Annotated in this window: 20 protein-coding genes; 16 read left to right on the forward strand and 4 right to left on the reverse strand. The window is 47.7% G+C overall.

The window, feature by feature from the left end; all coding sequences use genetic code 11:
- Nucleotides 1–89: 89 nt before the first annotated feature.
- Both B1728_RS06105 and B1728_RS06110 read left to right on the forward strand, forming a co-directional pair.
- The gene (locus tag B1728_RS06105; protein WP_079909293.1) at nucleotides 90–2,141 is read left to right on the forward strand and encodes an acyltransferase family protein; all 2,052 of its coding nucleotides are present in this window, start codon (nucleotides 90–92) and stop codon (nucleotides 2,139–2,141) included.
- 274 nt (nucleotides 2,142–2,415) lie between these two features.
- Entirely contained in the window at nucleotides 2,416–4,203 is a 1,788-nt protein-coding gene (locus tag B1728_RS06110) for a hypothetical protein (protein WP_079909294.1), read from the forward strand.
- A gap of 125 nt (nucleotides 4,204–4,328) precedes the next feature.
- Here B1728_RS06110 and B1728_RS06115 read toward each other — a convergent pair whose 3' ends face one another.
- The 3 genes from B1728_RS06115 to B1728_RS06125 all read right to left on the reverse strand — a co-directional run bounded on the left by B1728_RS06115 (nucleotide 4,329) and on the right by B1728_RS06125 (nucleotide 6,611).
- Complete coding sequence (locus B1728_RS06115) at nucleotides 4,329–5,402, reverse strand: glycosyltransferase family 61 protein (protein WP_079909295.1); 1,074 nt, start codon at nucleotides 5,400–5,402, stop codon at nucleotides 4,329–4,331.
- 419 nt (nucleotides 5,403–5,821) lie between these two features.
- Nucleotides 5,822–6,289: a hypothetical protein gene (locus B1728_RS06120; RefSeq protein WP_079909296.1), complete on the reverse strand. Its 468-nt coding sequence runs from the start codon at nucleotides 6,287–6,289 to the stop codon at nucleotides 5,822–5,824.
- Complete coding sequence (locus B1728_RS06125; RefSeq protein ID WP_079909297.1) at nucleotides 6,276–6,611, reverse strand: hypothetical protein; 336 nt, start codon at nucleotides 6,609–6,611, stop codon at nucleotides 6,276–6,278. Before B1728_RS06125 ends, B1728_RS06120 begins: the two co-directional genes overlap by 14 nt.
- Before the next feature lie 334 nt (nucleotides 6,612–6,945).
- Here B1728_RS06125 and mreB point away from each other — a divergent pair, with 334 nt between their 5' ends.
- Complete coding sequence (gene mreB, locus B1728_RS06130; RefSeq protein WP_079909298.1) at nucleotides 6,946–8,028, forward strand: rod shape-determining protein; 1,083 nt, start codon at nucleotides 6,946–6,948, stop codon at nucleotides 8,026–8,028.
- 94 nt (nucleotides 8,029–8,122) lie between these two features.
- Here the strand turns inward: mreB and xerS are convergent, their stop codons facing one another.
- Nucleotides 8,123–9,208 carry a tyrosine recombinase XerS gene (gene xerS, locus B1728_RS06135; RefSeq protein ID WP_079909299.1) on the reverse strand — a complete coding sequence of 362 codons (1,086 nt, stop codon included), beginning with the start codon at nucleotides 9,206–9,208 and terminating at the stop codon, nucleotides 8,123–8,125.
- Nucleotides 9,209–9,405: 197 nt separating this feature from the next.
- Here xerS and B1728_RS06140 point away from each other — a divergent pair, with 197 nt between their 5' ends.
- The 13 genes from B1728_RS06140 to B1728_RS06200 all read left to right on the forward strand — a co-directional run bounded on the left by B1728_RS06140 (nucleotide 9,406) and on the right by B1728_RS06200 (nucleotide 25,350).
- Complete coding sequence (locus B1728_RS06140; protein ID WP_079909300.1) at nucleotides 9,406–9,948, forward strand: YhcN/YlaJ family sporulation lipoprotein; 543 nt, start codon at nucleotides 9,406–9,408, stop codon at nucleotides 9,946–9,948.
- Between the two features lie 204 nt (nucleotides 9,949–10,152).
- Complete coding sequence (locus B1728_RS06145) at nucleotides 10,153–11,118, forward strand: AAA family ATPase (RefSeq protein WP_079909301.1); 966 nt, start codon at nucleotides 10,153–10,155, stop codon at nucleotides 11,116–11,118.
- Entirely contained in the window at nucleotides 11,115–12,224 is a 1,110-nt protein-coding gene (locus tag B1728_RS06150; RefSeq protein WP_079909302.1) for a DUF58 domain-containing protein, read from the forward strand. Before B1728_RS06145 ends, B1728_RS06150 begins: the two co-directional genes overlap by 4 nt.
- Entirely contained in the window at nucleotides 12,221–13,534 is a 1,314-nt protein-coding gene (locus B1728_RS06155; RefSeq protein ID WP_079909303.1) for a DUF4129 domain-containing protein, read from the forward strand. Before B1728_RS06150 ends, B1728_RS06155 begins: the two co-directional genes overlap by 4 nt.
- A gap of 103 nt (nucleotides 13,535–13,637) precedes the next feature.
- Entirely contained in the window at nucleotides 13,638–13,910 is a 273-nt protein-coding gene (locus tag B1728_RS06160) for a hypothetical protein (protein ID WP_306293512.1), read from the forward strand.
- A gap of 265 nt (nucleotides 13,911–14,175) precedes the next feature.
- Nucleotides 14,176–15,510, forward strand: a complete 1,335-nt coding sequence (locus B1728_RS06165) for an Nramp family divalent metal transporter (RefSeq protein WP_144027800.1) — start codon at nucleotides 14,176–14,178, stop codon at nucleotides 15,508–15,510.
- A gap of 170 nt (nucleotides 15,511–15,680) precedes the next feature.
- The gene (locus B1728_RS06170; protein WP_079909305.1) at nucleotides 15,681–16,367 is read left to right on the forward strand and encodes a class I SAM-dependent methyltransferase; all 687 of its coding nucleotides are present in this window, start codon (nucleotides 15,681–15,683) and stop codon (nucleotides 16,365–16,367) included.
- 172 nt (nucleotides 16,368–16,539) lie between these two features.
- Nucleotides 16,540–17,478 (forward strand): carbohydrate ABC transporter permease, encoded by a 939-nt coding sequence (locus B1728_RS06175; RefSeq protein ID WP_079909306.1) that lies wholly within the window; start codon nucleotides 16,540–16,542, stop codon nucleotides 17,476–17,478.
- 40 nt (nucleotides 17,479–17,518) lie between these two features.
- A complete protein-coding gene (locus tag B1728_RS06180) occupies nucleotides 17,519–18,352 on the forward strand; it encodes a carbohydrate ABC transporter permease (RefSeq protein WP_079909307.1) in 834 nt (277 codons plus the stop codon).
- A gap of 135 nt (nucleotides 18,353–18,487) precedes the next feature.
- A complete protein-coding gene (locus B1728_RS06185) occupies nucleotides 18,488–19,861 on the forward strand; it encodes an ABC transporter substrate-binding protein (RefSeq protein WP_079909308.1) in 1,374 nt (457 codons plus the stop codon).
- A gap of 110 nt (nucleotides 19,862–19,971) precedes the next feature.
- Nucleotides 19,972–21,795 (forward strand): cache domain-containing sensor histidine kinase, encoded by a 1,824-nt coding sequence (locus tag B1728_RS06190; RefSeq protein ID WP_256865255.1) that lies wholly within the window; start codon nucleotides 19,972–19,974, stop codon nucleotides 21,793–21,795.
- Nucleotides 21,795–23,408, forward strand: a complete 1,614-nt coding sequence (locus B1728_RS06195) for a response regulator transcription factor (protein WP_079909309.1) — start codon at nucleotides 21,795–21,797, stop codon at nucleotides 23,406–23,408. Before B1728_RS06190 ends, B1728_RS06195 begins: the two co-directional genes overlap by 1 nt.
- A gap of 79 nt (nucleotides 23,409–23,487) precedes the next feature.
- Entirely contained in the window at nucleotides 23,488–25,350 is a 1,863-nt protein-coding gene (locus B1728_RS06200; RefSeq protein WP_079909310.1) for a heparinase II/III family protein, read from the forward strand.

The following is a 25,350-nucleotide window of genomic DNA, read 5'->3' on the forward strand; positions in this document are numbered from 1 at the left end:
TGAATGACGCCCCATGTGCGATCGAAAGGAAAGAAATAAGATGAGCCAAAACCAACAAGGAATGCCCTATCACAAAGGGGGCATTCGTCATGCCTAAACCGGTTGTCGGTCAAGGGAGATATATGGCAGGACTCGACGGTCTGCGTGCCATAGCGGTGCTTGCCGTCATTGCTTATCATTTGAATATGAAATGGGCTCCGGGCGGACTGCTCGGAGTCGGAATTTTTTTCGTTCTGTCCGGTTATCTAATAACGGATCAGCTCATCGCGCAGTGGAAGAGTAAGGGAACTTTCGATCTGAAGGACTTTTGGATGCGCAGGGCTCGAAGGCTTCTTCCCGCGCTGCTGCTCATGCTTGTGGCTGTTGTGGTCTGGCTCGCCGTCTTTGATAAGTCCAGGCTTCTCGCGCTGCGGGAAGAGGTTGCTGCTGGACTGTTGTATGTTAGCAACTGGTGGCTCATCTATCATAAAGTGTCTTACTTTGAAAGCTTCGGCCCGCCTTCCCCTTTAGGGCATTTATGGTCGTTAGCCGTTGAGGAGCAGTTTTACTTGTTATGGCCGATCGTGCTCCTGTTTGCCCTGCGATGCATGCCCCGAAGAGGACCAATCGTAGGGGTTACCTTGCTTGGGGCCTTGGTATCTGTGATCGCCATGGCGATTCTTTATGTGCCCGGGACCGATCCGAGCAGGGTCTATTATGGCACCGATACGCGAGTCTTCGCCCTGCTCATCGGGGCGGCGCTGGCGATGGTATGGCAGAGCCGGCGGCTGACGCCCCGTGTGACGCTGCGGGCACAATTCGTACTCGATGCCATGGGATTCACGGCATTAATCATTTTATTGTACATGATTTGGCAGACGAATGAGTACGACGAGTTCCTGTACAATGGCGGTCTAGCGCTGCTGTCTGTAGCAGCGGCAGTGGTGGTGGCGGTTCTTGCCCACCCGGTCAGTTGGCTGGGCAAGGTGTTAGGATGCAAGCCTCTGCGCTGGCTTGGTGTCCGATCTTACGGTATCTATTTATGGCATTATCCGATTATTGTCATGAGCAGTCCTGCTAATAGCAATGAGCCGGATTTCACTCGAGCAGCAATACAAGTGGTCGTAACGATATTGTTGGCCGCTTTGTCATGGCGTTACGTCGAGGAGCCGATTCGCCGCGGTTCCTGGAACCGTCTGAAGGCACAGGAGGGCATCCGAAGACGCGCGCGCCAACGGCTTTCTCTGGTCCGCTGGACTCCGGTCGCATGCGCGGTTCTTCTTGTCGGCTTCCTGTTCATCGGGCTGCTGCAGCGTGAGACGGATGCTACGCCGGGAATCAGCAGCGGCGGGACGCAGGAGCCGATTATATCTTCTGAAACGGCGGTCAGTGCCGTATACGGCTCCAACAACCTGGCGTCCAACGTTTCAACGGCTCAGCCGATATCGAAGGATGCCGGATCGGTCCCAGTGACAGCCATCCCCCCAGCTGATCATACAGACACCAGGATGGATGGGGCATCTTCCCAAAGCGATCAGCCTCTGCCGCAAGAAGCGGGAACAACCGACGATCCTGAGAAAGCAAGCCGGCATCCGGAGGATACCGCAAAGCGGGACACGGGCGGTGACGCAGACCATTCGAATCCGCTATCTAAGCCATCTGAAGGTGCAACGCTTCCTCAACAGACACCGGGCAAAGGCATTACGGCCATCGGTGATTCAGTTATGCTGGATATAGCGCCCTATTTGGAGAAGCTTCTCCCGGGTATTGTCGTTGACGGCAAGGTGGGGCGGCAATTCCTTGAAGCGGCGGACGTTATCGACCAGCATAAAGAATCGGGTACACTCGGAAGCCGGGTTATTATTGAGCTGGGCACGAACGGTCCATTTAATAAAAAGCAGCTGGAGTCACTGCTGGATTCGCTGGATAGCGCTAAGCAAATCATCCTTGTGAACACGAGAGTCCCGCGCAAATGGGAGGATGAGGTTAACTCCGTCATTGCCGAGGTCGCTGAAACCCATCCGAAGGTAACCCTGGTTGACTGGTATGCAGCGAGCGAAGGCAAGAGCAGCTTCTTTGCTCCAGACGGCGTTCATCTGGAAGCGGAGGGCTCGGAATTTTATGCTTCTCTTGTAGCCGGTGCGCTGCAAAAACACTCTTGAATGTACATAAGCCTGCAGCCTTCTTAATGAGGGGACGCAGGCTTTTTTGATACAAAAATTTCATCTAACCTTCTGTAAGCCATACCCTCTCGATTTCTTTGATTCCGTTCCCGGTTTTCTTTTACAGAGACCCAGGCTAATGTCGAGCTCGCCTGCGAATGAATATGAATATGATGCAACTAAAGAAAAAATCAATTTTAGCTAGGCGTTTCTTTGTCTTGGCTCAGAATAAAATGGATTTGCCGAAATCGGATTGCGAAAGAGGAGGGTGTTGATGAAAAATAAAAATCGTCGAATCCTGTGGCTATTAAATCATAAAACATTAATGTCCTATGAGGTTCCTTTACTTCGTTCGCTAGGTTTTGAGGTATTCACACCCAAAATAATACCTGATGATGTTTCGACCTTTAGAAGCGGTTCTGTAGATTACTCCGCTGATTCCGATTTAACCGTGCCCAAAGATGTCCTTAATGCTTTGAACTCATTTAACTTTTATTCTGATCCTTGGCGGCACGACATTACTTTTTTTGTTAATACGTACTTTGGTTCAGTTTTTACAATGCCGTTAACTTATCCTTTTCAAGAGGTTGTAACCAAGTATAAAGGACAGATTGTTCTTCGTGCTTTCGGATTACAAGCTGACTATTCATATGATAAGGTCTTACATCTTCAAATGGGGGATCGAGTTTATTCTTGGTTAGAGGCTGTAAAAGATCGATTCTGGTTCGGCAAAGGTTATGAACAGCTAGATGAATGTGAAACTCCTTATTTTAAAAATCGTTCCGTATTTCTGCCGCTCGGATTAAACGAGAGTTACTGGAAGCATAAAAATACTTGGCGTGGTACAGATAAACGCATATTATTTGTCTGCCCAAATATTAATGATAATAACTATTATTATGCCCAAATATACAAAAATTTTAAGGAGAGTTTCGGAGATCTTCCCCATGTTATCGTTGGACAACAAAAAAATTCTGTCAATGATCCTAATGTTCTTGGCCATGTAAGTGATGAAGAACTTATCGATTTGTATAAGGATTGTGCTCTACTGTATTATCACTCGCAAGAGCCCCGGCATGTTCATTATTCTCCTATCGAAGCAGCTATTATCGGTACCCCCATCGTGTTTTATAAACAAAGTTTGTTAGGACGATTACTGCATAAGGATATCGCAGGAGCAACCCAAGGAATATCAGAAGCACGCATTGTGATAGAACGAATGCTGCAGGGTGATCGTAAATGGATTGACAAAATAAGATCTGAACAAGAGGCTATCCCGTACTACTTTTCTAACAATTACTGCGAAAGGATATGGCGCCAAAATTTGCTTTCTGGTCCCCTTGCATCAGCATTATTTAGCGGCGAAAATCCGATTGAGATTAGGAACACGGCCCAAAGCAGCTCCCTCATGGCCACATCAAAGCTACCTGTTATTCCGTTTCATCAAGGGATTCGTTGGTTCGATTCGATTAAACTAGCAAATGGTCGTGTAATGCCTGGTGTTGCTCCCTATGAAGTGTTCAAAGCACGCGCAGATATTATTTTTGCCGGACTAGTACCAGGAGAGACAGTTCTTGATATCGGCGATGGTGATGGATTCTATGCATTCGAATCAGAATTAAGGGGTGCTGGAAAAACAACCTGCATCGTCAATGGAGACAGCTATTGTTTTCTTTATGCAAAACAAGAACTTGCTTCTCGAGTGGAAGTAATGTACCCTAAACAATTCGATACCATGAGGACATCCAATTTATCTTATGACTGGGTTGTGGTGCGCGGAATTCTTAATCAGACGAGGCACCCGTTTCAACTTCTTGAACGCTTAGCTACGATTGCCAAGAAGCGTATCGTTATTGAATCGATACTCGACTTGCATGACTTAGATAGACCTGCAGTAGTCTATTATGGGGGCGAGAATCGTCTTGGGTATCCCCCCGATGGGTTCGGGTTCAACTTTCTTTTTTTAAAGAGTGCTCTGAACAAATTGGGCTTTCAAAATGTTTCTTATCAACCTACACCGGATGCGCCGTCGATACGCGGGATCATCACCGCCATGAAATGAAAACATGAAAATCAAACAGCAGCAGATTGTATCGATAGATCTTTTAGGGGATGTTTGCGTAAAAAGCAAAAATCCCCTTTTCGTTAAAGCGAAAGGGGATCTTTGAGCAGTTCATAGAATAAGGCCTAAATACCGGCTAGTTCTAAGACTTGCTTTAGCTTTTCAATATCAACAATAATGTTATCCCCCGCTGCTGTTGGCTTCGGAGGTTGCTCTATATCACATATCAGCTCATAGTACTCAAGTTTACCGTGATTGCTTAATATCCAAAAGTAAGGATCAACTACCTGCTGGAGTGAAAGTTCAATTAATTTCGTGCCGGGATTACAAAACACAATGTTTGCGTTCCCGCTTCCGAACGGAGATACAATAACCTGAGCAGAGGAAAAAAGGGAGATTTTCTCACGAGTGGACATAGGTGTTAGAACAATTTGCTTAAATCCTTTTGTGCTTAAGAAGCCCATGACTTCGTCTTCATTGGCAACAAACCGGTACTTTGCATCACGCCGAGTGATATATATTTTCTCAAATCCGGGCATCTTCTCAACAGGAGTATGTTCTTTAAATTGCTGACGGATATAACGAAAGGCCCAGCTTGGAGTCCCCCCAAGCATAAAAGGTACGGCAGGAACGATTAAATTATCGGCCTGCAGATGAAAATCACGTTTTTCTACTTGAATTAATTTATCCATAGGGAATCCAAGCATCTTTAATGACTCGTATTGAAAGGGGTGATGGAGCTTTCCGATTAAATACTTATCGATTAAGATTCCGCTTTGCTCCAGCAAGTGAATTCGCGGCAAAATATCGAAGAACCAATGCCCATATATGCCATGGGTAAAGAAATTAATCTCAGGTAAATTATATCCGAAGATCAGCGTGGCGACCGTCTCTGCCGTATACTCCGCTTGAGGCAGAGTAGTAAAGTCGAATGGATAGTTCAACTCTGTATCACGCATTCGCAGATTATCGGGGGTAACAGCATAACAATTTGACGTAACTACTCGTCCCTTCGGTATTTGAGCTACAAAGGCTTCCTTAAAGAACAGCTCCGTGCCCCATCGTGGAGGGTCCACCCCTTTTGGGATTTGAAAATGAACGCTTTCGCCGGGATAAATGACTTTATAAAGGTGTTGCAGTTGGTTTTCAATAAACCAATCTTTAGTATGTTCGCAAAATGTGTTGGGAAATTCATTCAATATTTATCCCTCCTCATATTATGCATTTGAGCAAGTATTCAACTTTTCCATAATCATATGCGAATCGGCGATGCCTAGACTACGGCCCCTTCGTCATGAGATTATGCGTAATTCAGGAGCCTGTTCCACAATGAATCGGGTGTTATGAGACTCCCAATCCATAGCACCACCGCCTTAAAAAAGTCTTCAGTTATTTTATGCATTACTTTCTAGCTGGGAAATGGACATATGCGGACAACAGATACGACCCTAAATCCTATTTCATGTCCCTAGGGAGAGAGAAGGGGGGGTTTGGTGTTCGAAACGATTTGGGATCTATTGTACCAAAGGGGGGGAGGGACGTTAAGTTTTCTATGTTTAAGATAAAAGAGCCCGATTGCCGAGTCCTCGGCATCAGGCTCTTTCTTCATGAAAGCATCTTACCATACGCTTGGCATCACCTTGATCGATGAGTCCAGCTTGGGCAGAAAGGCATAGCTCGGGTTAAACGTGAAGATACGTTTAATCTGGTAAGTAATCATGACGACAGCGGTGACCGCTTCGTTCAGGGACAGCTGCAGATCGGGGCAATCCACCAGCAGCCGTTTGGATTCCTGCTCAAATTCGGAGCAGCCGGAAATCACGGTTAAGACTCCTTTTTGCACGGCTTGCTCTACTGTTTCAAGAAAAAATTGCGCTTGTTGAAACCCGAATTGGTTTCTAAGCCATTGATGGGTATCGAATAGCACATAGTTGGTTGTTATCAGTGTTCGGTCCATATCGTCCAAGTCCAGAAACAAGGTGCGAGCTTTGGAATAATAAGGGTCCTGAGGATTCATAAAGGACATGAATGCCGTCTGGTCAACATATACCGCCTGGGCAAGATGGGTCTGTTCAATGTTGTTCATATTGGGTATCTCCATACAGATTGATGCTGCGCTCCGACAAGCCGTCCAGATAAAGAAGGGGATTGCGAGCCAGCTGTTCACGGGATATAGGAACGAGGAGCTCGTTGCTTTTCAAGGTCCAATACTGCTCAACGATCTGATTTACGATTTCACTGACGGTAACTTGCTGTGCATCGGCCATTTGCCGGCACTTGGCTAATAATTCCGGGTCTAGCTCCAGGGATGGCTCTTCTTCAACTTCTTCCGGCCCGGCAATAAATTGTGTTGCCGCATTTTTCCATTGATCCAGCCGGCGCTGCAGCAGTCTTTTGGCGTTGCCCATGGACTTGCACCTCCGTTGTAGTTTGGTTACGGCTTATGTATTATTGTCGCCACCTTATATGATTCGGGAAGAATCGACATTTTCATGGGGCTTAAAGCAAAAATTCGTCAATGTTCCTCTGGAAAGGGTGTGTATGTAAATAAATACCACAAAAAAACCCCCGAAAGATCGACACGCCGGACGAAGAGTATAACACTCGGAGCGCAAGCGGTAATTACGGTAAATATCATTTTTTAAGCCATTGATCTCCATGACCGCAAAGATCCGCAGTACATACAGTGGGGATTTCTGAATCCTACGCTTCGATTAACCTGTTTGAAACGGAGGATACATCATGTTTAATGCATTGGAGCTTCAATTCGGTATCGATTTGGGAACATCGAATACTGTGATATATCAGCATGGAAAAGGAATCGTACTACAGGAGCCGTCCGTCATTGCGGTGAAGCAGGCTACAGGAGAAATTCAGGCTTTCGGGGCTGAGGCTCAAGCCATGATCGGACGTGCGCCGGGAAGTCTTGAAATTATCTACCCTCTGCAGGAAGGGGTCATTTCCAATTACAATTGGTCTACAGCAATGCTTCAGCATTTTATGAAAAAAATCCAGGCACGCACCTGGCTGCGCAAATCCAAGGTCTTTATTTCGATTCCTTGCGGCATCACCAGCGTTCAAAAAAGAGCGGTCGAGGAAACGGTTGTTCATAAAGGCTCCAATAGAGCCATTACAATAGAAGAGCCGCTCGCAGCGGCTTTGGGAGCGGGTCTTCCGGTAGATGAGCCGATGGGGAATATGATTCTGAATATTGGAGGCGGCACCGCTCAGGTTGCTATTCTTTCCTTAGGCGGCATTGTCTCTAGCAGAGTCACGCGCCGCGGCGGTTTATCCATCGACAGAGATATTATTGAATATGTAAAGAAAACCTATAATCTGGAGATCGGTGAACGTACGGCGGAGGATATCAAGATTCGCTTAGGCAGCGTGGAGAAATCGGAAGCGGGCGAGCAGATGGATATCCGGGGCAGAGATCTGATCGAGGGCCTGCCTAAGACGGTTACGATTACCGCAATGGAAATTTATAGGCTGCTCGACAGCTTCATCGGAATTATGGTAGACACGATACGCGGTACCTTGGAGGATTGCCCTCCAGAGCTTGCGGGGGATGTTATCGAGCAAGGCATTATTTTGTGCGGGGGCGGATCGCTGCTCAAGGGATTGGCATCCCGATTGCAGAAGGAAACAGGCATCCCGATTCATCTGGCGGACCGTCCGCAGGAATGCACGGCGCTGGGCGCCGGAAAAATGCTGGAGTATGATATCCGGACTCCTCGTGGCAGCAGGTCAGCCTCCGGTTGGAAGCCAGCTGGCGGCGGAAGCTACCAAGAGAAGGAGCCTGTGAATCAGCAGGCGGCGGAATAACAGGGAAGAGCAGCATCCTCATAAGGATAGCTGCTCTTTTTTGACAATATGGAATTTCGTGGGGTTCCCCACAGACCTGAACCACTCAGACGGCTTACGATTCAGCTCTGCGCATATCGATTGCCTCGGCCATTGTTTTATCGGTCAGATGCGCGTAAATTTGCGTCGTTTCAGGCGATGCATGACCCAGCTGCTCTTGGGTTTTGTATAGATCATTTTGCAAATAATAATCTGTCGCAAAGGAATGGCGTAGCTTATGTACGGATAAATACGGCTTGCCGAAATGCTTGGCATATTTGATGATCATCGCTTGAATCGCCCGTTTGGTCATGCGCTCGCCTTCTTTTTTGCCGTTGGCTATGGCTAAGAAGAGGGCTTTTTCTTTTTTCGGGGCTTTATATTGCGTTTGCCGCAGCTCTAAATAAGCCGTCAGATCATCGATAGCTTCTTGACGGAAATAAACGGGGGTTTTGAAGGTATCGTCATTTTTACCTTTACGGTATACATGCGTTACCTTTTTCTTTAAATCAATGTCATCCACGTTCAAATTCACCACTTCAGACACCCGCAAGCCTGAATTCAATATTAGCGTCACGATACAGGCATCGCGAACCTTGTTTTGCCGGTACGAGTAAAGAGCCTGCTTATTACTGGCTATGTCCTGCTCATAACCGCTATGTACATAGGCGATGAATTCGTGAATTTCCTCTTCCTGAAGCAATTTCCCTTCAAGCTTAGCCGCGGTATCCTTGGGCTTATGCGTGCGCTTGATCTCAACTTTGGCCATTACGTTCCGCTTTAAGAGGGGGTAGAAATTCTCATCCTCTGCAATTTGACTCAAGTAGTGAAATAACGACCTGAGCGAGGACAGCTTTCGGGATATCGTTGTTTTGCTGTTTGTATTTTCGGTCCGCGTGGAAAGAAACATGCGAAAGTTATCGATGCTTTCCATATGAAGCTTTTCCAGCGCTTCCAACGGAACCTCTTTGATGGAGGCTCCCTCCGCCAATCCTTCCGCCAATAGCCAGGAGAAGAACGTTTCGTAGTCCCGCACATATTCCAGCAAAGAAGAAGGGGACAGGTCAGGCAGCTTGTAATTAATGAACTTCTCTACATACCAAGGCATAGAGGGCACGCGTTTGTCCAATTCCTGACGGTCTTTGATTTTCAAGATGTTCATAGCCGTGTACCTCCATTTCAATTCATTGAACTCACTGATTCAACCACAGCTCATTTAGCAAAAGAAACCAAATGCTTATGAAGCTTAGTATAAAACAGAATTGGAGTGAAGGGTAGTCCGACGGGATTGGAGCCGCGCATGAAACCGGACATGATTAACCATACTAACCATTGATTATCTAGAAGGGGGATGACTTCATGCCACACAGCAAAACCAAGAAAATGATCTGCCTTATGTCTGCTTGCTTGGTAGTAGGCGTCATGGCAGGTTGCAACAAAAAAACAGCGCAGCCTGCACCGAACACCCACACCAACAATACGGTACATCAGCAAGCGGCCAGTCCGTCGCCGTCACCAGCTTCGTCTCCATCTCCATCTGCATCTTCTGCACCGTCACCAGCTGCTGGAGAGCACATCAACATTGCGCATCAAGCGGCTCAAAGGATTTCCCAAATTCCTAGCGTAAGCAGCGCTACGGTGCTTGTCTCCCGGCATAATGCTTATGTAGCGGCGATGATGAAGGATCGCAACGGCCCGTTATCACGGGATGTAGAGAATCAAATCTCTCAACAAGTCAAATCCACTGATCCGAATATCCACAATGTGTATGTATCGACCAACCCCGACTTCGTCCAACGTGTCAATAACTATGCAGCAGACGTAGGCGCTGGAAGACCGGTATCCGGCTTCGTCCAGGAATTTGCCGAGATGGTTCGCCGGGTGTTTCCAACCGCTCATTAATTTCGTAAGCCCGATTGACGTGCGTTCAGCACGCTATTCGGGCTGCTTTTTTTTGTATTGTGGCGTCTGACCCTTGCTTCAAGCACTAACAAGACGGTGACCGCAAACTTTTTGCTGAATGTGAATATCCAACCTGCTTCTAATATGGTAGAGTTATCTTGAAAAAGGTTCCATGCCGACAAGTTATAGTAGGAGGATGCCGTCATGCAGTTAACACAAATTCAGGCGATGGCTCAAAATATAAGAGCTAACGTCAACCAAGTGATTGTAGGAAAAGAGGATGTCATCGAGAAGCTGCTTATTGCCATCATTGCATCAGGTCATATTCTTCTCGAGGATGTCCCCGGTACCGGGAAAACACTGCTGGCTAAAGCGATGGCCAAATCCTTAAACTGCCATTTTAAGCGCATACAATTCACCCCGGATTTGCTGCCCTCTGACCTTAGCGGTATTAATTATTTCAATCAAAAGCAGGGGGAATTCGAATTTCGGCCAGGCCCGTTATTTACGAATATTTTGCTGGCTGATGAAATCAACCGGGCGACACCAAGAACGCAGTCCAGCCTGCTGGAATGTATGGAAGAAAGGCAGGTCAGCATTGACGGCGAGACAAGAGCGCTGGAGGCTCCCTTCCTGGTTATCGCAACGCAGAATCCCGTTGAAAATCAGGGTACGTTTCCGCTGCCGGAGGCCCAGCTGGACCGGTTTTTGTTCAAGGTTAAGATGGGCTATCCGTCGGCAGAGGAAGGGTTGCAAATATTGAAGCGCTTTAAAGACAGCAGCCCACTGGAAGCTATTACAAGTGTAGCCGAAGCGGAGGAGATTGTCGCCGCGCAGCAGCATTACTCCAAGGTAGCTGTGAGCGACGAGCTGCTGAACTACTTGCTGGCTATCGTTGAGAAAACACGAACCCATAACGAGGTCGTAACCGGCGTCAGCCCGCGCGGGAGCCAGGCGCTACTGAAAGCGGCGCAGATTCATGCCCTGCTGAGAGGAAGGGATTTTGTTACACCGGACGATTTGAAGCGGATGGCCAAGCCGGTTCTGGCTCATCGGATCATCGTCAAAGGGTCCCACCGTTCCCGCTATGAGACGGCCGAAGCCATCATGGATTCCATTCTGCATGAGATTGCCGTACCAACGGAACCGGAGCTGGTGAACAACGAATGAGCGTTCATTGGCTGCTCTTCATTACTCTCGCCATCCTGGTCCTTCAGGTTATTCTGTTCAAAATGCTGGGACATAGAGGTCTGACTTATGAAAGATACTTCAGTACCAGGGGATGCTTTGAAGGCGAAGAAACTGAAATGATCGAGCGTATCGCCAATCGTCATATCCTGCCGGTGCCGTGGCTTAGATTGGAATCCCTCATTCATGCTGGGCTGCATTTTTACAGTCAAGCCAACCTGGATATTAACAATGGCGCCTTGTTCCAGAATCACAAGAGCTTGTTCAGCTTAATGCCCTTCACGCAAATTACAAGACGGCATCGCATCTATTGCAGCAAGCGCGGATGCTACCGATTGAACACTGCCTCGCTGACTTACGGCGATTTGGTGGGACTATACCGCAACACCTTGAAGCTGTCGCTGGACGCAGAGCTGCTGGTTTATCCCAAGCTGGCGCAGCTAGACGAATTGACGCTCCCGTCTCACAGCTGGCAAGGGGATCTGGTCGTCCGCCGCTGGATCGTCGAAGATCCGTTCATGATATCGGGAACGAGGGAGTACCGTTATGGTGATCCGCTTAACGGGATCAACTGGAAGGCGACGGCACGAAGCGGCCGGCTGCAGGTTCATCAGCGGGACTACACGGCGGACCATCGGCTGATGATCTATTTGAACGTAGAGGATCATGAGAAGATGTGGAGCCAGGTAAATGATGAAGCCATGTTTGAAAAAGGGCTATCCATCGCCGCGGCGCTTGCTCAGCATGCCATTGATCTTGGGATGGAGGTTGGATTCGCTACCAATGCCCATTCCGTGGATTCCAGGGATCCAGTTAGAGTGGAGGCAGGCGGCGGGACCGAGCATATGACCTTCCTGCTGGAAGCGATGGCCAGGATTGTGGTCGCCAGAAGCATCCCGTTCGATACGCTATTGGAGGAGGAGGCGGACAAAGGGGCGGCCAATCAGGATATCCTCATTATGTCCGCTTACATTAGCGACAAAATGCAGCCTCCCATCGAGCAGCTGCGCTATCAGGGAAATTCGGTCGATACTCTGTTCCTGGAACAAGAGCACAGAAGGGCAGATCAGGAGGGGGAACCGGCATGAATTCTCAAGGGCTGATCGTTCGTACCGGAACCATCCTGCTGAAGGGATGTATTGAGCTGCTGCTTGTTCTGCCTGTGCTGCTTACGGCTACTGTCTATTTGATTCCGGAATCCTTAAGGCTTCTGTGGATCATAACCCTTCCTTTGGGGTACGGAGCCGGTTATATGCTGAATCACCTTCTGCCTATGAGGCGTGCCTATCTGCAGCTGATTGCTTCCGTATGCTTGGCTGCGATGTATTCCTATGGATTATTTGGAAGCTCCTACGTGGCTATCGTATCGCTTCTTGTCAGCTTCATCACGGTGTATCGCGGAATCCGGCTTGTGTGGATCCCCTGGGATATCTATTTTCCAGTCAATTTTTATGTATTTGGCTTAATTTTATACTTTATCAGCTCGGTTGTTCTGCATTTTGTAGAGTCGTTCGAGCCTTATATGCCTTATCTTTTGTGGGGAGGGTTAGTCTCCCTGATCATCACCTTGTTCGCTGCCAATGAATCGAACATGAAGCAGGAGACGCTGTCGGGGGATAAAGAGCCTGTTATTGCGGCGGAAATGATGTGGCAAAATCGGCTGCTGGTCATGCTGGTCTTGGCGGTTATTCTTGTGGTTGTCCTGTTCCGCCAGCTGGGAGAAGCCGTCATGTGGCTTCTTTATCAGTCCCTTCATTGGCTGCAAGCCTTGTTCAGCGGTTCTACGGAGCAGTCTGTTCCGGAAGCGCCTAAAGCGCCACCGAAGCTGCCGATGAATTTGACAGGCGGCGAAGAGCCTGCCTTATGGCTCGTATGGCTTCAGAAAATCATGTATTTCGTCGTGGGAGGCCTCGTTGTCCTAGGCTGCTTATTGGCCGTATATCTTGTACTGCGGAGAGTTCCCCGGTTGTTCAGACTCTTGTTAAGCTGGCTGGCAGGCAAGCTTCATTCCGAGGGGAAACGAACCAGCAAAATCGGCTACGAGGACGATGTGGAAAGCTTAATGGACTGGGAAGCCCTTAATGACAAGCTGTTATCGGGATGGAAGCGAATGTTTGCCGGATCGGGGCGGGAAAAGTGGGAGGATCTGCAGGATAATAAACAGCGGATACGATACCTGTACCGGAACTGGCTTTGGCAATCCATGAGGCGGGGATATTTGTTCAAAAGTTTCCTGACGCCAAGGGAGACGGGCTCGGAGGTTGAGCAGTGGAGCGGTAAAGAGATTTCTTCAGCAGATGCCTTGCTGAACTTATATGAGCAAGCGCGGTACGGTGATAAGCCGGTCACCGATGAGGAGCTTACGATGGCTAAGCAATGGGCTGACAAGAAGAAATGAGCTTCCGCTGTCGGCTGGATATAGCCAGGGGCATAAGTGAAATTGTTGAAATGCCGCCTGCTTATCCCTTATAATTTCTGAAGCATGACCGATTAATGGAAGGGTGAGTCCGCTGATTAACGTATTGGCCGCATCGATGACATACAGCAAGGAAGAAGGGTATGTCGGGAAGGTTGAGTTTGAGGTTCAAGATCATAAACTGCCTTATGAGATCACGCTGTTCAGCAAGAACGGCAAAGAATGGAGCTACGGTTTATTTTTCTCCAAGGAATCCGGCAGTGAGGAGGATATTCTGGCTGTCGAGGATTTGCTCGAGGAAAATGATGAATGGTATGACTTCCTGGTGGAAGCGGCCAAGAGCAAGCTGCAGAAATAACAATAGGAAATAGAATACCGTTAAATGACTGCTGTCCGCTCCGGACAGCAGTTTGTCTTTCCGGAGACTTAAAATGTTTCCCTTGACAAAAATATTTTACCGAGTACAATCACTATCATAGGAACATTTATTTTGCACCATCATATACTTGAGAAAGAGATAGGGGACTTCGCACATTAAATGTTGCCCTGGGACAAAAAAGTTAGCTTGGCGCATTACGCCGTTACTATAAAAGAGGTGAGACTGCATGAACGAGAAAGCGCAAATGAAGCATGTCGCTAACGACGGATGGAGATTGCCGGGAGGGCGTCCATCACTGCCCGAAGTCCACCGTTCGTTGAAAATTCCGAAAACAGGAAGCTGGCTCAAGAAGTTTCTGGCTTTTGTCGGACCCGGCTATTTAGTGGCCGTAGGGTATATGGACCCGGGGAACTGGGCTACCGACATTGCGGGCGGTTCGATGTTCGGCTATTCCTTGCTTTCGGTGATTTTGATTTCCAACCTAATGGCTATACTTCTGCAAGCGCTGGCCGGCAAGCTGGGGATCGTCACCGGCAGAGATTTGGCTCAAGCTTGCCGGGATCATTATAATAAACCGGTAGCTTTTACCCTATGGATCCTTTGTGAACTGGCGATCGCGGCCTGTGATTTGGCGGAGGTCATCGGATCGGCCATAGCTCTGAAGCTATTGTTCGGCATTCCGCTGCTGTACGGGGTCATGATTACAGCGGTCGACGTCATTCTCGTCCTGCTGCTGCAGAATAAGGGCTTCCGGTTCATTGAGTCGCTGGTTATTATCCTTATTGTAACTATCGGCGGCTGCTTCTTGACGGAGATGTTCCTGTCCAAGCCCGACATCGGCGGCATTGCCAAAGGTTTCGTTCCAACAACCGAAATCATCAGCAACCCAATGATGCTCTACATTGCCATTAGTATATTAGGGGCTACGGTAATGCCTCATAACTTATATCTGCATTCCTCGATTGTCCAGACCCGTAAATTTGATCAGACACGGGAAGGGAAACGCCAGGCGATTAAATATGCTACCTGGGATTCTTCGATCGCCTTGTTCTTCGCTTTATTCATTAATGCGGCGATTCTAATCTTATCCGCGGCTACTTTCCATAGAGCCGGCTTGACGGAGGTTGCAGATATTGAGGATGCATACCAGCTGCTGACACCATTACTCGGTACAACACTTGGCAGTATCCTGTTCGGAGTCGCTCTACTCGCATCCGGGCAGAACTCGACGTTAACCGGTACTTTGGCGGGGCAGATCGTTATGGAAGGCTTCTTGAACATTCGGCTGCCCGGTTGGCTCCGCCGGCTTATTACCCGGTTGATTGCCATTATCCCGGCCGTCATCGTGACTGCAATAGCCGGGGAGAAGGGTACAGCTCAATTGCTGATCCTTAGTCAGGTTATTTTGTCCCTTCAACTATCCTTCGCTGTTATACCGTTGGTGAAGTTTACGAATGATAAGAAGAAGATGGGCGAGTTTGTAAACGCCGGTTGGGTTAAATGGTTGTCTTGGATTGTTACCGGTATTATTGCCGTATTAAATGCCTATTTATTATTCCAAACCTTTTTTCTGGAATAATTGAGTATTCATACTGGATCAAGTGACATCCCGTTTTCTGGATGAACCTGGTCCTTTTTTACATCATAATAATAGGTATAAACTATTAAATCTATAGTATTTATATATTTTCACAATCGAGCTGTTTGCCTTTATAATGAGAGTAACAACGAAAGATCGGAGGAATAAGGATGAATGAGAGCATTAGGCAGCAGTTTAATGAGGCTGCACGAGAGTACGACCAGCAGCGAAGAAAATTGATTCCCTGCTTTGACGATTTCTATGAAACAGCGGTGCGGTGGACAGAGAGCTCGAAGGAAGCACCGCGCATCCTTGATCTCGGGGCTGGAACGGGGCTTCTTACGGCAGCGATGCTGCTGAAATTCCCGCAGGCCCAGGTCACGTTGATCGACGTAAGCGAAAAGATGCTGGAGCTGGCGCGGCAGAGGTTTGCCGGTAACAGCAGGGTCGAATACATTGCAGCCGATTATACGCAATATCCTTTCGAAGGGAGCTATGACGTCGTCGTTTCTTCCTTATCGATTCACCACTTGACTCATCCGGAGAAGCAGGTGTTATTCTGCAAATTGTTTGGGTTGTTGGAAACAAACGGTGTTTTTGTGAACGCGGATCAGGCCAAAGGGGAGACACCCTGGATGGAGCAAGCATACCAAGGCCAATGGGAGAGCTGGATTCGCTCCAATGGATTGTCCCAAGATGCGGTGGAGGCGGCCATCAAGCGAAGAAAGCTGGATCGGAACGCCGCCGTTCATGAGCAAATCAAGTGGCTGCAGGAAGCCGGCTTCGCCGATGCGGACTGTGTTTATAAATACAACGAGTTCGCTGTTTTTCATGCAAGAAAGCCTGCGAAGGCTTAATAGGAAGCATTTGGGCCGTGAGGGGAACCTCGCGGTTTTTTTTAGCCGCAAAACGCGAATCCTGTCGCAAAAAGTCAAAATCGTCAACAAGGTAATCAAAATAGCGTTAAATATATCGCCTAGGCATTGATTATAATAAATTCAACATTATTGAAGTTGAGGTGATAGCATCATGAATACAAATTCGCCTTCTGCAGCGGCAGATAAGCAAATAACGAAACGCCGCAAGAGAGGTCTTCAGAATCGGGAAACGCTAGCAGGATTTTTATTCGTAAGTCCAATGCTCATCGGTGTAACGATCCTGGTACTGCTTCCGATTTTGGCAACATTCGTGCTGAGCTTTTCGGATTGGAACTTTATCATGGGCTTCAAAGGGTTTAAATGGGCGGGACTGGATAATTTTCAGAAGCTCGTTACTGATACGACGTTCCTGAAGTCATTCCGCAACAACGCTATATTTTTGCTTACGGTTCCTATTTATTTAATCATATCGCTGGTACTCGCTATTATCATCGACAAGAAGGTTTATTGGAAGGGCTTCTTTAAAGTCGCTTACTTCATGCCTTATATTTCGAGTGTCGTTGCTGTCGCTATCGTATGGCAAGTTCTGTTTCACCCGTCTTCCGGTCCTGTGAACCAGTTCCTGATGTCGATCGGAATCTCGGATCCGCCCAAATGGATTGCCGATCCGAACTATGCACTTATTTCCGTGATGATGATTTCCGTTTGGATTTCCATCGGGTTTAACTTGATTGTCTACATTGCAGGCTTGCAATCGATCCCTAAGGATTTGTACGAAGCGGCCGACATTGACGGAGCTTCGGGCTGGGTCAAGTTCAAAAGCATCACCGTTCCTATGCTGTCGCCTACTACATTCTTCCTGCTCATTACCGGTATCATTTCAACCTTTAAGGTGTTTGACTTGATCGCTGTCTTGACGCAAGGCGGACCTATTCAATCCACGAGTATGATCGTTTGGTATTTGTATGACACCGCATTTACGAATTTGAAAATCGGGTACGCATCCTCTATGGCAACGGTATTGTTCTTCTGCGTATTGATTATCACGTTCCTGCAGTGGATCGGCCAGAAAAAATGGGTAAATTACTAATCGTCTACAGGCAACTGAACGAAAAGAAGGTGGGAATACTATGAGGGAACCGTTTAGCCCCAAAAAATTGATTTTTACAATTATCATGTTCGCTATCAGTATATTATTTCTAATGCCGTTCATTTGGATGCTTTCCGCATCCTTCAAAATGGAATCCGATGTATTTAACTTCCCAATCGATTGGATTCCTAAGCAATGGAATGCTATCAATAACTATAAAGAAGTCTGGTTCGGCCAATATCCGTTCTATCTATATTATTGGAACTCCATCAAGATTACGGTCGTCACTACACTGATCTCCGTTACCGTATCGGCCTTGGCTGCCTACGGGTTCTCTAAAGTGCAGTTTGCAGCGAGCAAATGGCTATTCCTTATTGTATTAACTACGTACATGGTACCATCGCAAGCCGTTCTGGTTCCGCAGTTTATTTTGTACCGTTGGATCGGATTGTTTGATAATCACATCGGACTTATTCTTATCGGAAGCTTTAGCGTCTTGGGAACGTTTATGCTGCGTCAGTTTTTCATGGGGCTTCATAATGACTTTATTGAGTCCGCCAAGATCGACGGTGCAGGCCACTGGAAAATCTTCTGGAATATTGCTCTGCCGCTCGTTCGCCCGGCTGTTGCAACGTATGCGATCCTGCGTTTTATCTGGACCTGGAACGACTATCAGAACGCTCTGATCTTCCTGCGTACGGACAAGCTGTTCACGATTCAATTGGCCATGCAAAAGTTCACATCGTTAAGCGGTGAGTTCTATTCCCTTATCATGGCTGCAGCTGTATCGGCGATCGTGCCGCTGCTGATTATTTTCATCATTGGTCAAAAAAGTGTTATTGAAGGTATCGCAATGGGCGGAGTTAAGGGATAATTCGACAAGAAAAGTCAAAAAAATTGTAAATAAGTCAAAATTCGCGCATGGCTCGACCTACAGGAATTGGTACAATCACTGTGTAAGCTTGATGCAAACAACCAGGCAGTTTCCAACGAGGAGGGTACTTAGAAGATGAATAAGAAAAAAGTAGGCGCAGGCGTATTGACTAGCGTCATGGCGTTAGGCGTATTGGCAGGCTGCGGAGGCGGCGCCGGAGACCAGAAGGGTGCTCAGGGCGGAGACGCGGCAGGCAAAACAACGGAGCTGCGTTTTTATACGTATGGTACGGAAGCTAACTACAACTGGAAAAAAACGATTGCTGCATATGAGGAGCAAAATCCGGGTATTAAAGTGAATGTCATCGGGTTGAGTGAAAAAGGCGATACCCAGGAAGCCTTGAAAAAGCTTGACTTGGCAGCCGCATCAGGCGAAGATATGGACGTATTGATGTTCAGTGACGCAGCCAGCTATGCGCAGCGTGTAGCTCTCGGCATGGTAGCTCCGCTTGACGATTACATCACTAAAGATGGCTACAAAGTCGATCAAGAGTACAAGGTAGACACGAAGCTGAACGGTAAATACTACGCTTTGCCAGGCAAATTCAATCCTTGGTACGTGCTTCTTAACAAAACCATGCTGGATGCAGCCGGCTTGAAGGTTCCGACCGACTGGACTTGGGATGATTTCATGGATTATGCTAAGAAAATGACCCAAGGTGAAGGCGCTAATAAAGTGTACGGTACTTACTTCCATGGCCCGCAAAACGGCGGATGGCTGGATTACGCCAAATTGGCAATGGAAAACCAAGCGGAAAATCCGGAGTTCATCAAAGCGGACGGAACTTCCAACATGGACAGCCCATTGTTCAAGAAATCTCTAGAAATTCGTGTTAAAATGGAGAAAGAAGATAAATCCGCTACTCCATATGCGGACATGCTTTCCCAAAAATTGAATTACCGTACGCAATTCTTTAATCAAAAAGCTGCTATGATCGTAACCGGCAGCTGGATGAATACGGAGTTGGGCGGTACGGAGCAAGTTCCGTTGAACTTTAACGTTGCTGTAGCTCCATTCCCTAAAAACAACCCTGGCGATCCTAGCGGTTATGCTACGGTAACTACAGACTACATGTCCGTTGCAGCAGCTTCCAAGCATAAAGATGAAGCTTACAAGTTCATTCGTTGGTTAACAACAGACGGCCAATTGGTGCAGGGTAAAAACGTACCGTCCTGGTCCAAAGTGAAGCAAGAAGACCTTGGCAAAATTATCGATACGATTCTTAGCGGCACGAAGAACCCTGAGAAAGTAGACAAAGCTTCCTTGATCAGCGTTCTGACCAATGCGAAATCTTCGGCGATTGTGCCTCCTGTATCTTACCAAGCAGAGGTATATAAAGCCGTTAACGAAGAATTCGAGAAGTTGATCCTGGGCAAGCAGGATATCGATACAACGGTTAAAGCTTCTCAAGAACGGGTAAATAGCATTATTGCTTCCAATAAAAAGTAAGCATTAAGGTCATATTAAGAAAAGGAGGGGTGGCTCCAAGCCTACCTCTTCTTTTGTTCGTTGTACATAAGATTCGCGAAAACGTTCAAGAAGGAGCGGGTGACTGCGATATGAGAAAAAAGATACGTCAATGGTTTTCATCCCGCTCGTTTCGTTATAAGCTGATGTTCACCTCGATCATCTGCATCCTGATTCCCGGCTGCTTTTCTCTCATTCTATACAATTATGTAACGCAGGATGCGGTGAAGCAGCAGGCCATCTCCAACTCGCAGGAATCGATGCAGCTGGTTAACAATTATGTGACCAACTCGCTCAAATACATGCTCAATGTAGCGAACATGATCCAGAATGACTCGGAATTGAGCTCCATCATGAAGCGCAAAGCAAGCGGAATCTCGTATACCGGGCCTAATGCGGAATATGAGGAGTTCAATGACCAAAGCAAAATCAGAAATGCGATCGATAACATTACTATTGGCGGGGAACATTGCTACGTCACCATTATATTGTCCAACGGGGCTTATTACTCAAGTTATTCCGTATATGACTATAATCCAATTGATATGACGAAAGAGCCTTGGTTTTCTCAGCTGGATAAGCTTTACGGCTTTAATTCGTATTGGGTAGGCGCATCCCCGACCGTATTTATTTCGGAGAAAGAAACCAATCCTTATCAGCTGTCGGTCGTAAGGACATTACGGCAGAAGGAAGGATTTCAAATCTACGGTTATGTGATCGTGACCATCATGGAAAATCAGATGAAGCAAAACTTTGAAAAGCTGTCGGATAGCCAGGAATTTATGATTGTTGACGCCAACAATGTGATCATATCCCACAACGATGTGAACCAAATCGGCAAACCGTTTCCTTTTCCAATGACTAACCAGACAAGCAAGCAAATCACCTCTCACATAGTAAACGGGGATAAGGAGGATTACTTGCTGACCCAGGAGCCCTTATTCACGGGATGGAAGCTGGTGTCTCTGACTCCTTATAAGTCGGCCATCGATAAGATCAAATCCATCTTTACCAATGTGCTGACGCTTCAGCTGATTTCATTTGTCGTTTTCTTGCTTCTGCTTCTATATTTGCTAAGAACGTTCACCAAGCCTCTAGTCGGTTTAGGGAAGGTGGCTCTAAGCGTGCAAAAGGGGAACCTGGATGTCCGTTCCCAAATTCGCGGAGGAGACGAAATCGGAAGGTTGGGCTACTTATTCGACCAGATGCTGGACAGAATCAATGAAATGATAGAAGAGATCTCCGATACCCAGGCGCGCAAGCGCAAAGCGGAGCTGGACATGCTGCAGGCGCAGATCAACCCGCATTTTCTGTTCAACGTACTGAACTCGATTCGGATGAAGGTGATGTTCAAGGGGGATAAGGAAAGTGCGGAGATGATCGGTTCCTTGTCCAAGCTGCTTCGGATGACGATCAATCAGGATAAGGGACTCATCTCCCTGCATGAAGAGGTTGAAATCGTTATGGATTATACCCAGCTCATGAATATGCGCCAGAAGGAGAAGGTGCTGCTCCAGACGGATATATCCGCTAACGCATTGCTGGAGAAGGTGCCGAGATTTTTTCTTCAGCCGCTGATCGAGAATGCATTGATTCATGGCTTGAGCCAATCCGGCGGCATCATTAAAGTAAAAGCCTGGATGGAGGATGCTACACTTATCGTGTATGTAGAGGATAACGGAGCGGGGATGGACACCATGACATTGAACAGGCTTCAGCAAAGAATCAGACAAACGAAGGAACAAGGGCATATGGAAATGGAGAAGCACAAGGGCTTTTCCAGTATCGGCTTATCCAATGTCTATGAACGTATGCGCATAACGTATGGCGAAGCGTTTGAAATGAAGATGGAAAGCGAACCGGGGAAAGGGACCCGAATCACGATGTTCATTCCAAGCTTGGAGGCGAAAGAGTAATGTACAAAGTCATGCTTGTGGATGACGATTACCCTGTATTGGAATTTTTATCAGAGACCATAGCTTGGGATGAGTTTGGTCTCAAGCTTCAGGGCTGTTATGAGAATGGGGCGGTGGCCTTGGAGCAGGCGGAGCAGGAAATGCCGGATATTTTGATTACGGACATCGGGATGCCTAAGATGAACGGTCTGGAATTGATCGGAAAGCTGAAGGAGCGCAAGCCCAACCTCCGCGTCGCTATTTTATCCTGCCATGATGAATTTTATTATGCCCAGCAGGCGGTTAAGCTCAATGTACAGGATTATGTACTGAAGGATACACTGGACCCTGCCGATCTCGAAAAGCTGCTGCAGCAGTTCAAAACCAGCCTCGATCAAGAGGAGCGGGTACAAACGCATCAGCATCAGCTGCAGCATATGGTAGACCGCAACAAGGAGCTGCTGAAGGAAAAGTTCATACGGCGTACCCTGCAGCAGCCGATTCTTGATCCCCAGGATTGGCTTGAGGAGGCCCGTTCGTTGGAGCTTTCCTTGAAGGGAATGGCCTGCCTGCCGATTATAGGCTATATTGACGCATACCGTACGGCCAAACAGAGGTTTATGTCTGACGATATTTTGCGGTTCGCCATTGATAATGTGATCGATGAAGTGAGCGGGAGGGAGACGCAGCCTGCCGTCCATTTTGCCTACGGGACAAGGGAGTCGTTCTTCCTGTTCCCGTTCCAATCCACATTGAAGGTCAATCCGTTCGATGAAGCGGCGATAAGAATGAAAGGGATTCAGGATGCACTGCGCAAATTTTTGAAAATATCGATGTCGTTCATCATTGGAGAAGTCAGCCACAGTCCGGAGGAGATCAAGGCGGCGCTGATTCAGCTCAGGTCCAGCTCCGTCCAGCGGTTTTATATGGAAGAAGGCAGCATTGCCAAGAAAAAAACGCTGTCTCAGGGCAATATCGATCTGTTCTCCTGGTATGATCAAGCCAGCACGGAGCTCAAGGAGATGATTCTTGAGAAAAATACGGATACGATCGTTCCGACGGTCAGGCATTGGATGGAATTTTTAAAGGAGCATGCCTTTGAACCGGAGAAGGTAAAGGACTGGGTGCTGAAGCTGCTGCTGGATCTGAAGCTGAAGCTTCAATCCCTGCAGTACTTTCGATCGACGTATGAAGTCGATGTGCTTCATAAAGAAATATTGGAGATCGACTCGCTGTTTGAGCTTGAGCAGTGGCTGGTGGAGCATTTTCAATCCGTGATTGCCCTCGCAGTCGACATCGGTGACCAGCGCAAAAGATCGGAGGTCGTTCAGGCCTGTCATTACGTCTCGCTTCATTTGGACAAACGGATCAGCCTGGAGGAGGTGGCCGACCATCTGTTTTTGAACAGCAGCTATTTCAGCCGGTTGTTTAAGAAGGAAACGGGGGAGACCTTCATCGAATACGTCACGCGTATGAAGATGAACCGAGCCAAGGAGCTTCTGGATCAAACGAACCATCCGGTGGGCAAAATCTGCGAGATGCTGGGCTACGACAATCAGAGCTATTTTATTAAAATATTTAAAAACTCCGTCGGTGTCACCCCTATGGAATATAGAGGTCAAAAATCATCCTGAATTAGTCAAAATAATTTCATTATGTATGGCGAATCGGTAGTATGATAGAGACAGTAATCTAATACTGCGGAGGCGCCCGATGAACCGTAATGAGATCAAACAAGTACTGGACAATCAGTCGTCAGAGACATCCTCTCTATTGTTTTGCGATGAAGAACAGGCTTCTTGGTGGAGCCGGGTCCGAGCATCCGGGATCTACCAGCCTATGCTGGATGAGGTCCGCGATGAAGCCGCGAAGCTGCTGGAGCAGCAGGAGCCTCAGCGGTCGTACCAGCTGTTTCGCATTTTTTCGGAGAGCGGCACGAGACTGGAATATGAGCAGGTCTATTTTGAGGTTAGAAAAAGACTGAACACATTCGCCATCATGTCGCTGCTCGAGCCGGAGCGCTCCGATTACCAGCAAGCTCTGGAAGAAACGATTTGGTCTATATGCAATGAGTATACGTGGTGCTTGCCTGCCCATGTGGGCAATACGCCCGAAACGACAGGGGAAAGCGCCTATTCCCTGCACCAACCGTTGACAGACTTGCAGGGGAACGCCCATGTCATCGATCTATTTTCCGCTGAAACCGGGTTTGCTCTTAGCGAGATACTGAAGCTGACGGAGCACAGATTGCCGCGGCTGCTTCGTAACCGCATCGTTCATGAGGTATATAGGCGTATTTTTTGGCCTTATATTCATCAAGGTCCGTTTCATTGGGAGAAGGCGACCCATAACTGGGCGGCGGTCTGCGCCGGGTCTGTCGGTTCAGCGGCCCTTCATTTAATGAAGGATCATGATGACCTGTCTCTGATTTTGGAACGGGTACTGAAGACGATGGATTCCTATATGCAGGGGTTCAAGGAGGACGGAGCCACGACGGAAGGCTACGGCTACTGGTACTACGGCTTCGGCTATTTTGTGTTTTTCGCCGATTTGTTGAAGAAAAGAACGGCCGGAGCGATGCATTTGTTCTCGGATGAGAAGATTCACAGGATCGCCTTGTTCCAGCAAAAATGCTTCCTAAGCGGAACCTCCGTCGTCAATTTCTCGGATTCGATGCCTCAAGCGAGAATTCATATGGGGTTGACCCATTATTTAAACCGGATTTATCCGGATGTGGAAATTCCGGAATTATCGCTACGCACCAGCTATACGGAGGACCACTGTAACCGCTGGCCGACCGCGCTGCGCAATCTGCTATGGTTTCGTGAGGACAAGGCGGTTGCCGGCGAACCATGGGGGAACGCGTCCTATTATTTACAGGATGCACAGTGGCTGGTCTCGAGATATGTGAATGAGCATGGCTCATTCAGCTTTGCGGCCAAGGGCGGACATAACGATGAGCCTCATAATCATAATGATATAGGACATTTTATTATTCATTCGCAAGGGGAAACGTTCCTGGCCGACCTTGGCTGCGGCATGTATACGAAGCAATATTTTGGACCGGAGCGTTATTCGTATTTGTGCAACAGCTCTCTTGGCCATTCGGTTCCGATCATTAACGGTCGGATGCAGGAGCCGGGAGCGGAGCACCGCGCCTCTGATTTGCAGGCTGTGTCAGGTGTCGACAGAGAACAGCTGACAATGGACTTATCCGGCGCGTATGATGAGCCGGGGCTCCAAAGCCTGATTCGCAGACTCACTTGGCATAAGACCGAACAGCCTAGGCTGGTGCTGGAAGATTCCTATGAGTTTAAGGAGATGCCTGAGGAGATTGTAGAAAGGTTTATCACAATGATCGAACCCGTTATGGACGGCAGCCATCTGTGTATTCAAGGGAATCAGGCTCGTCTTCATGTCGGATATGACGCGGCTGCCGCTCAGCCGACAATCGAGAAGCTGGAGTACACGGATCATTTTGGCGAGATACGCAAGGTGTACGCCATCGACTTCAAGCTTCTTCAGCCGAAGCAGCAGAGCTCGGTACAATTTGAATTCGAACTTTTATCATTATAG

Source organism: Paenibacillus sp. 32352, from assembly GCF_002042965.1.
GTDB classification, from domain to species: domain Bacteria; phylum Bacillota; class Bacilli; order Paenibacillales; family NBRC-103111; genus Paenibacillus_S; species Paenibacillus_S vulneris.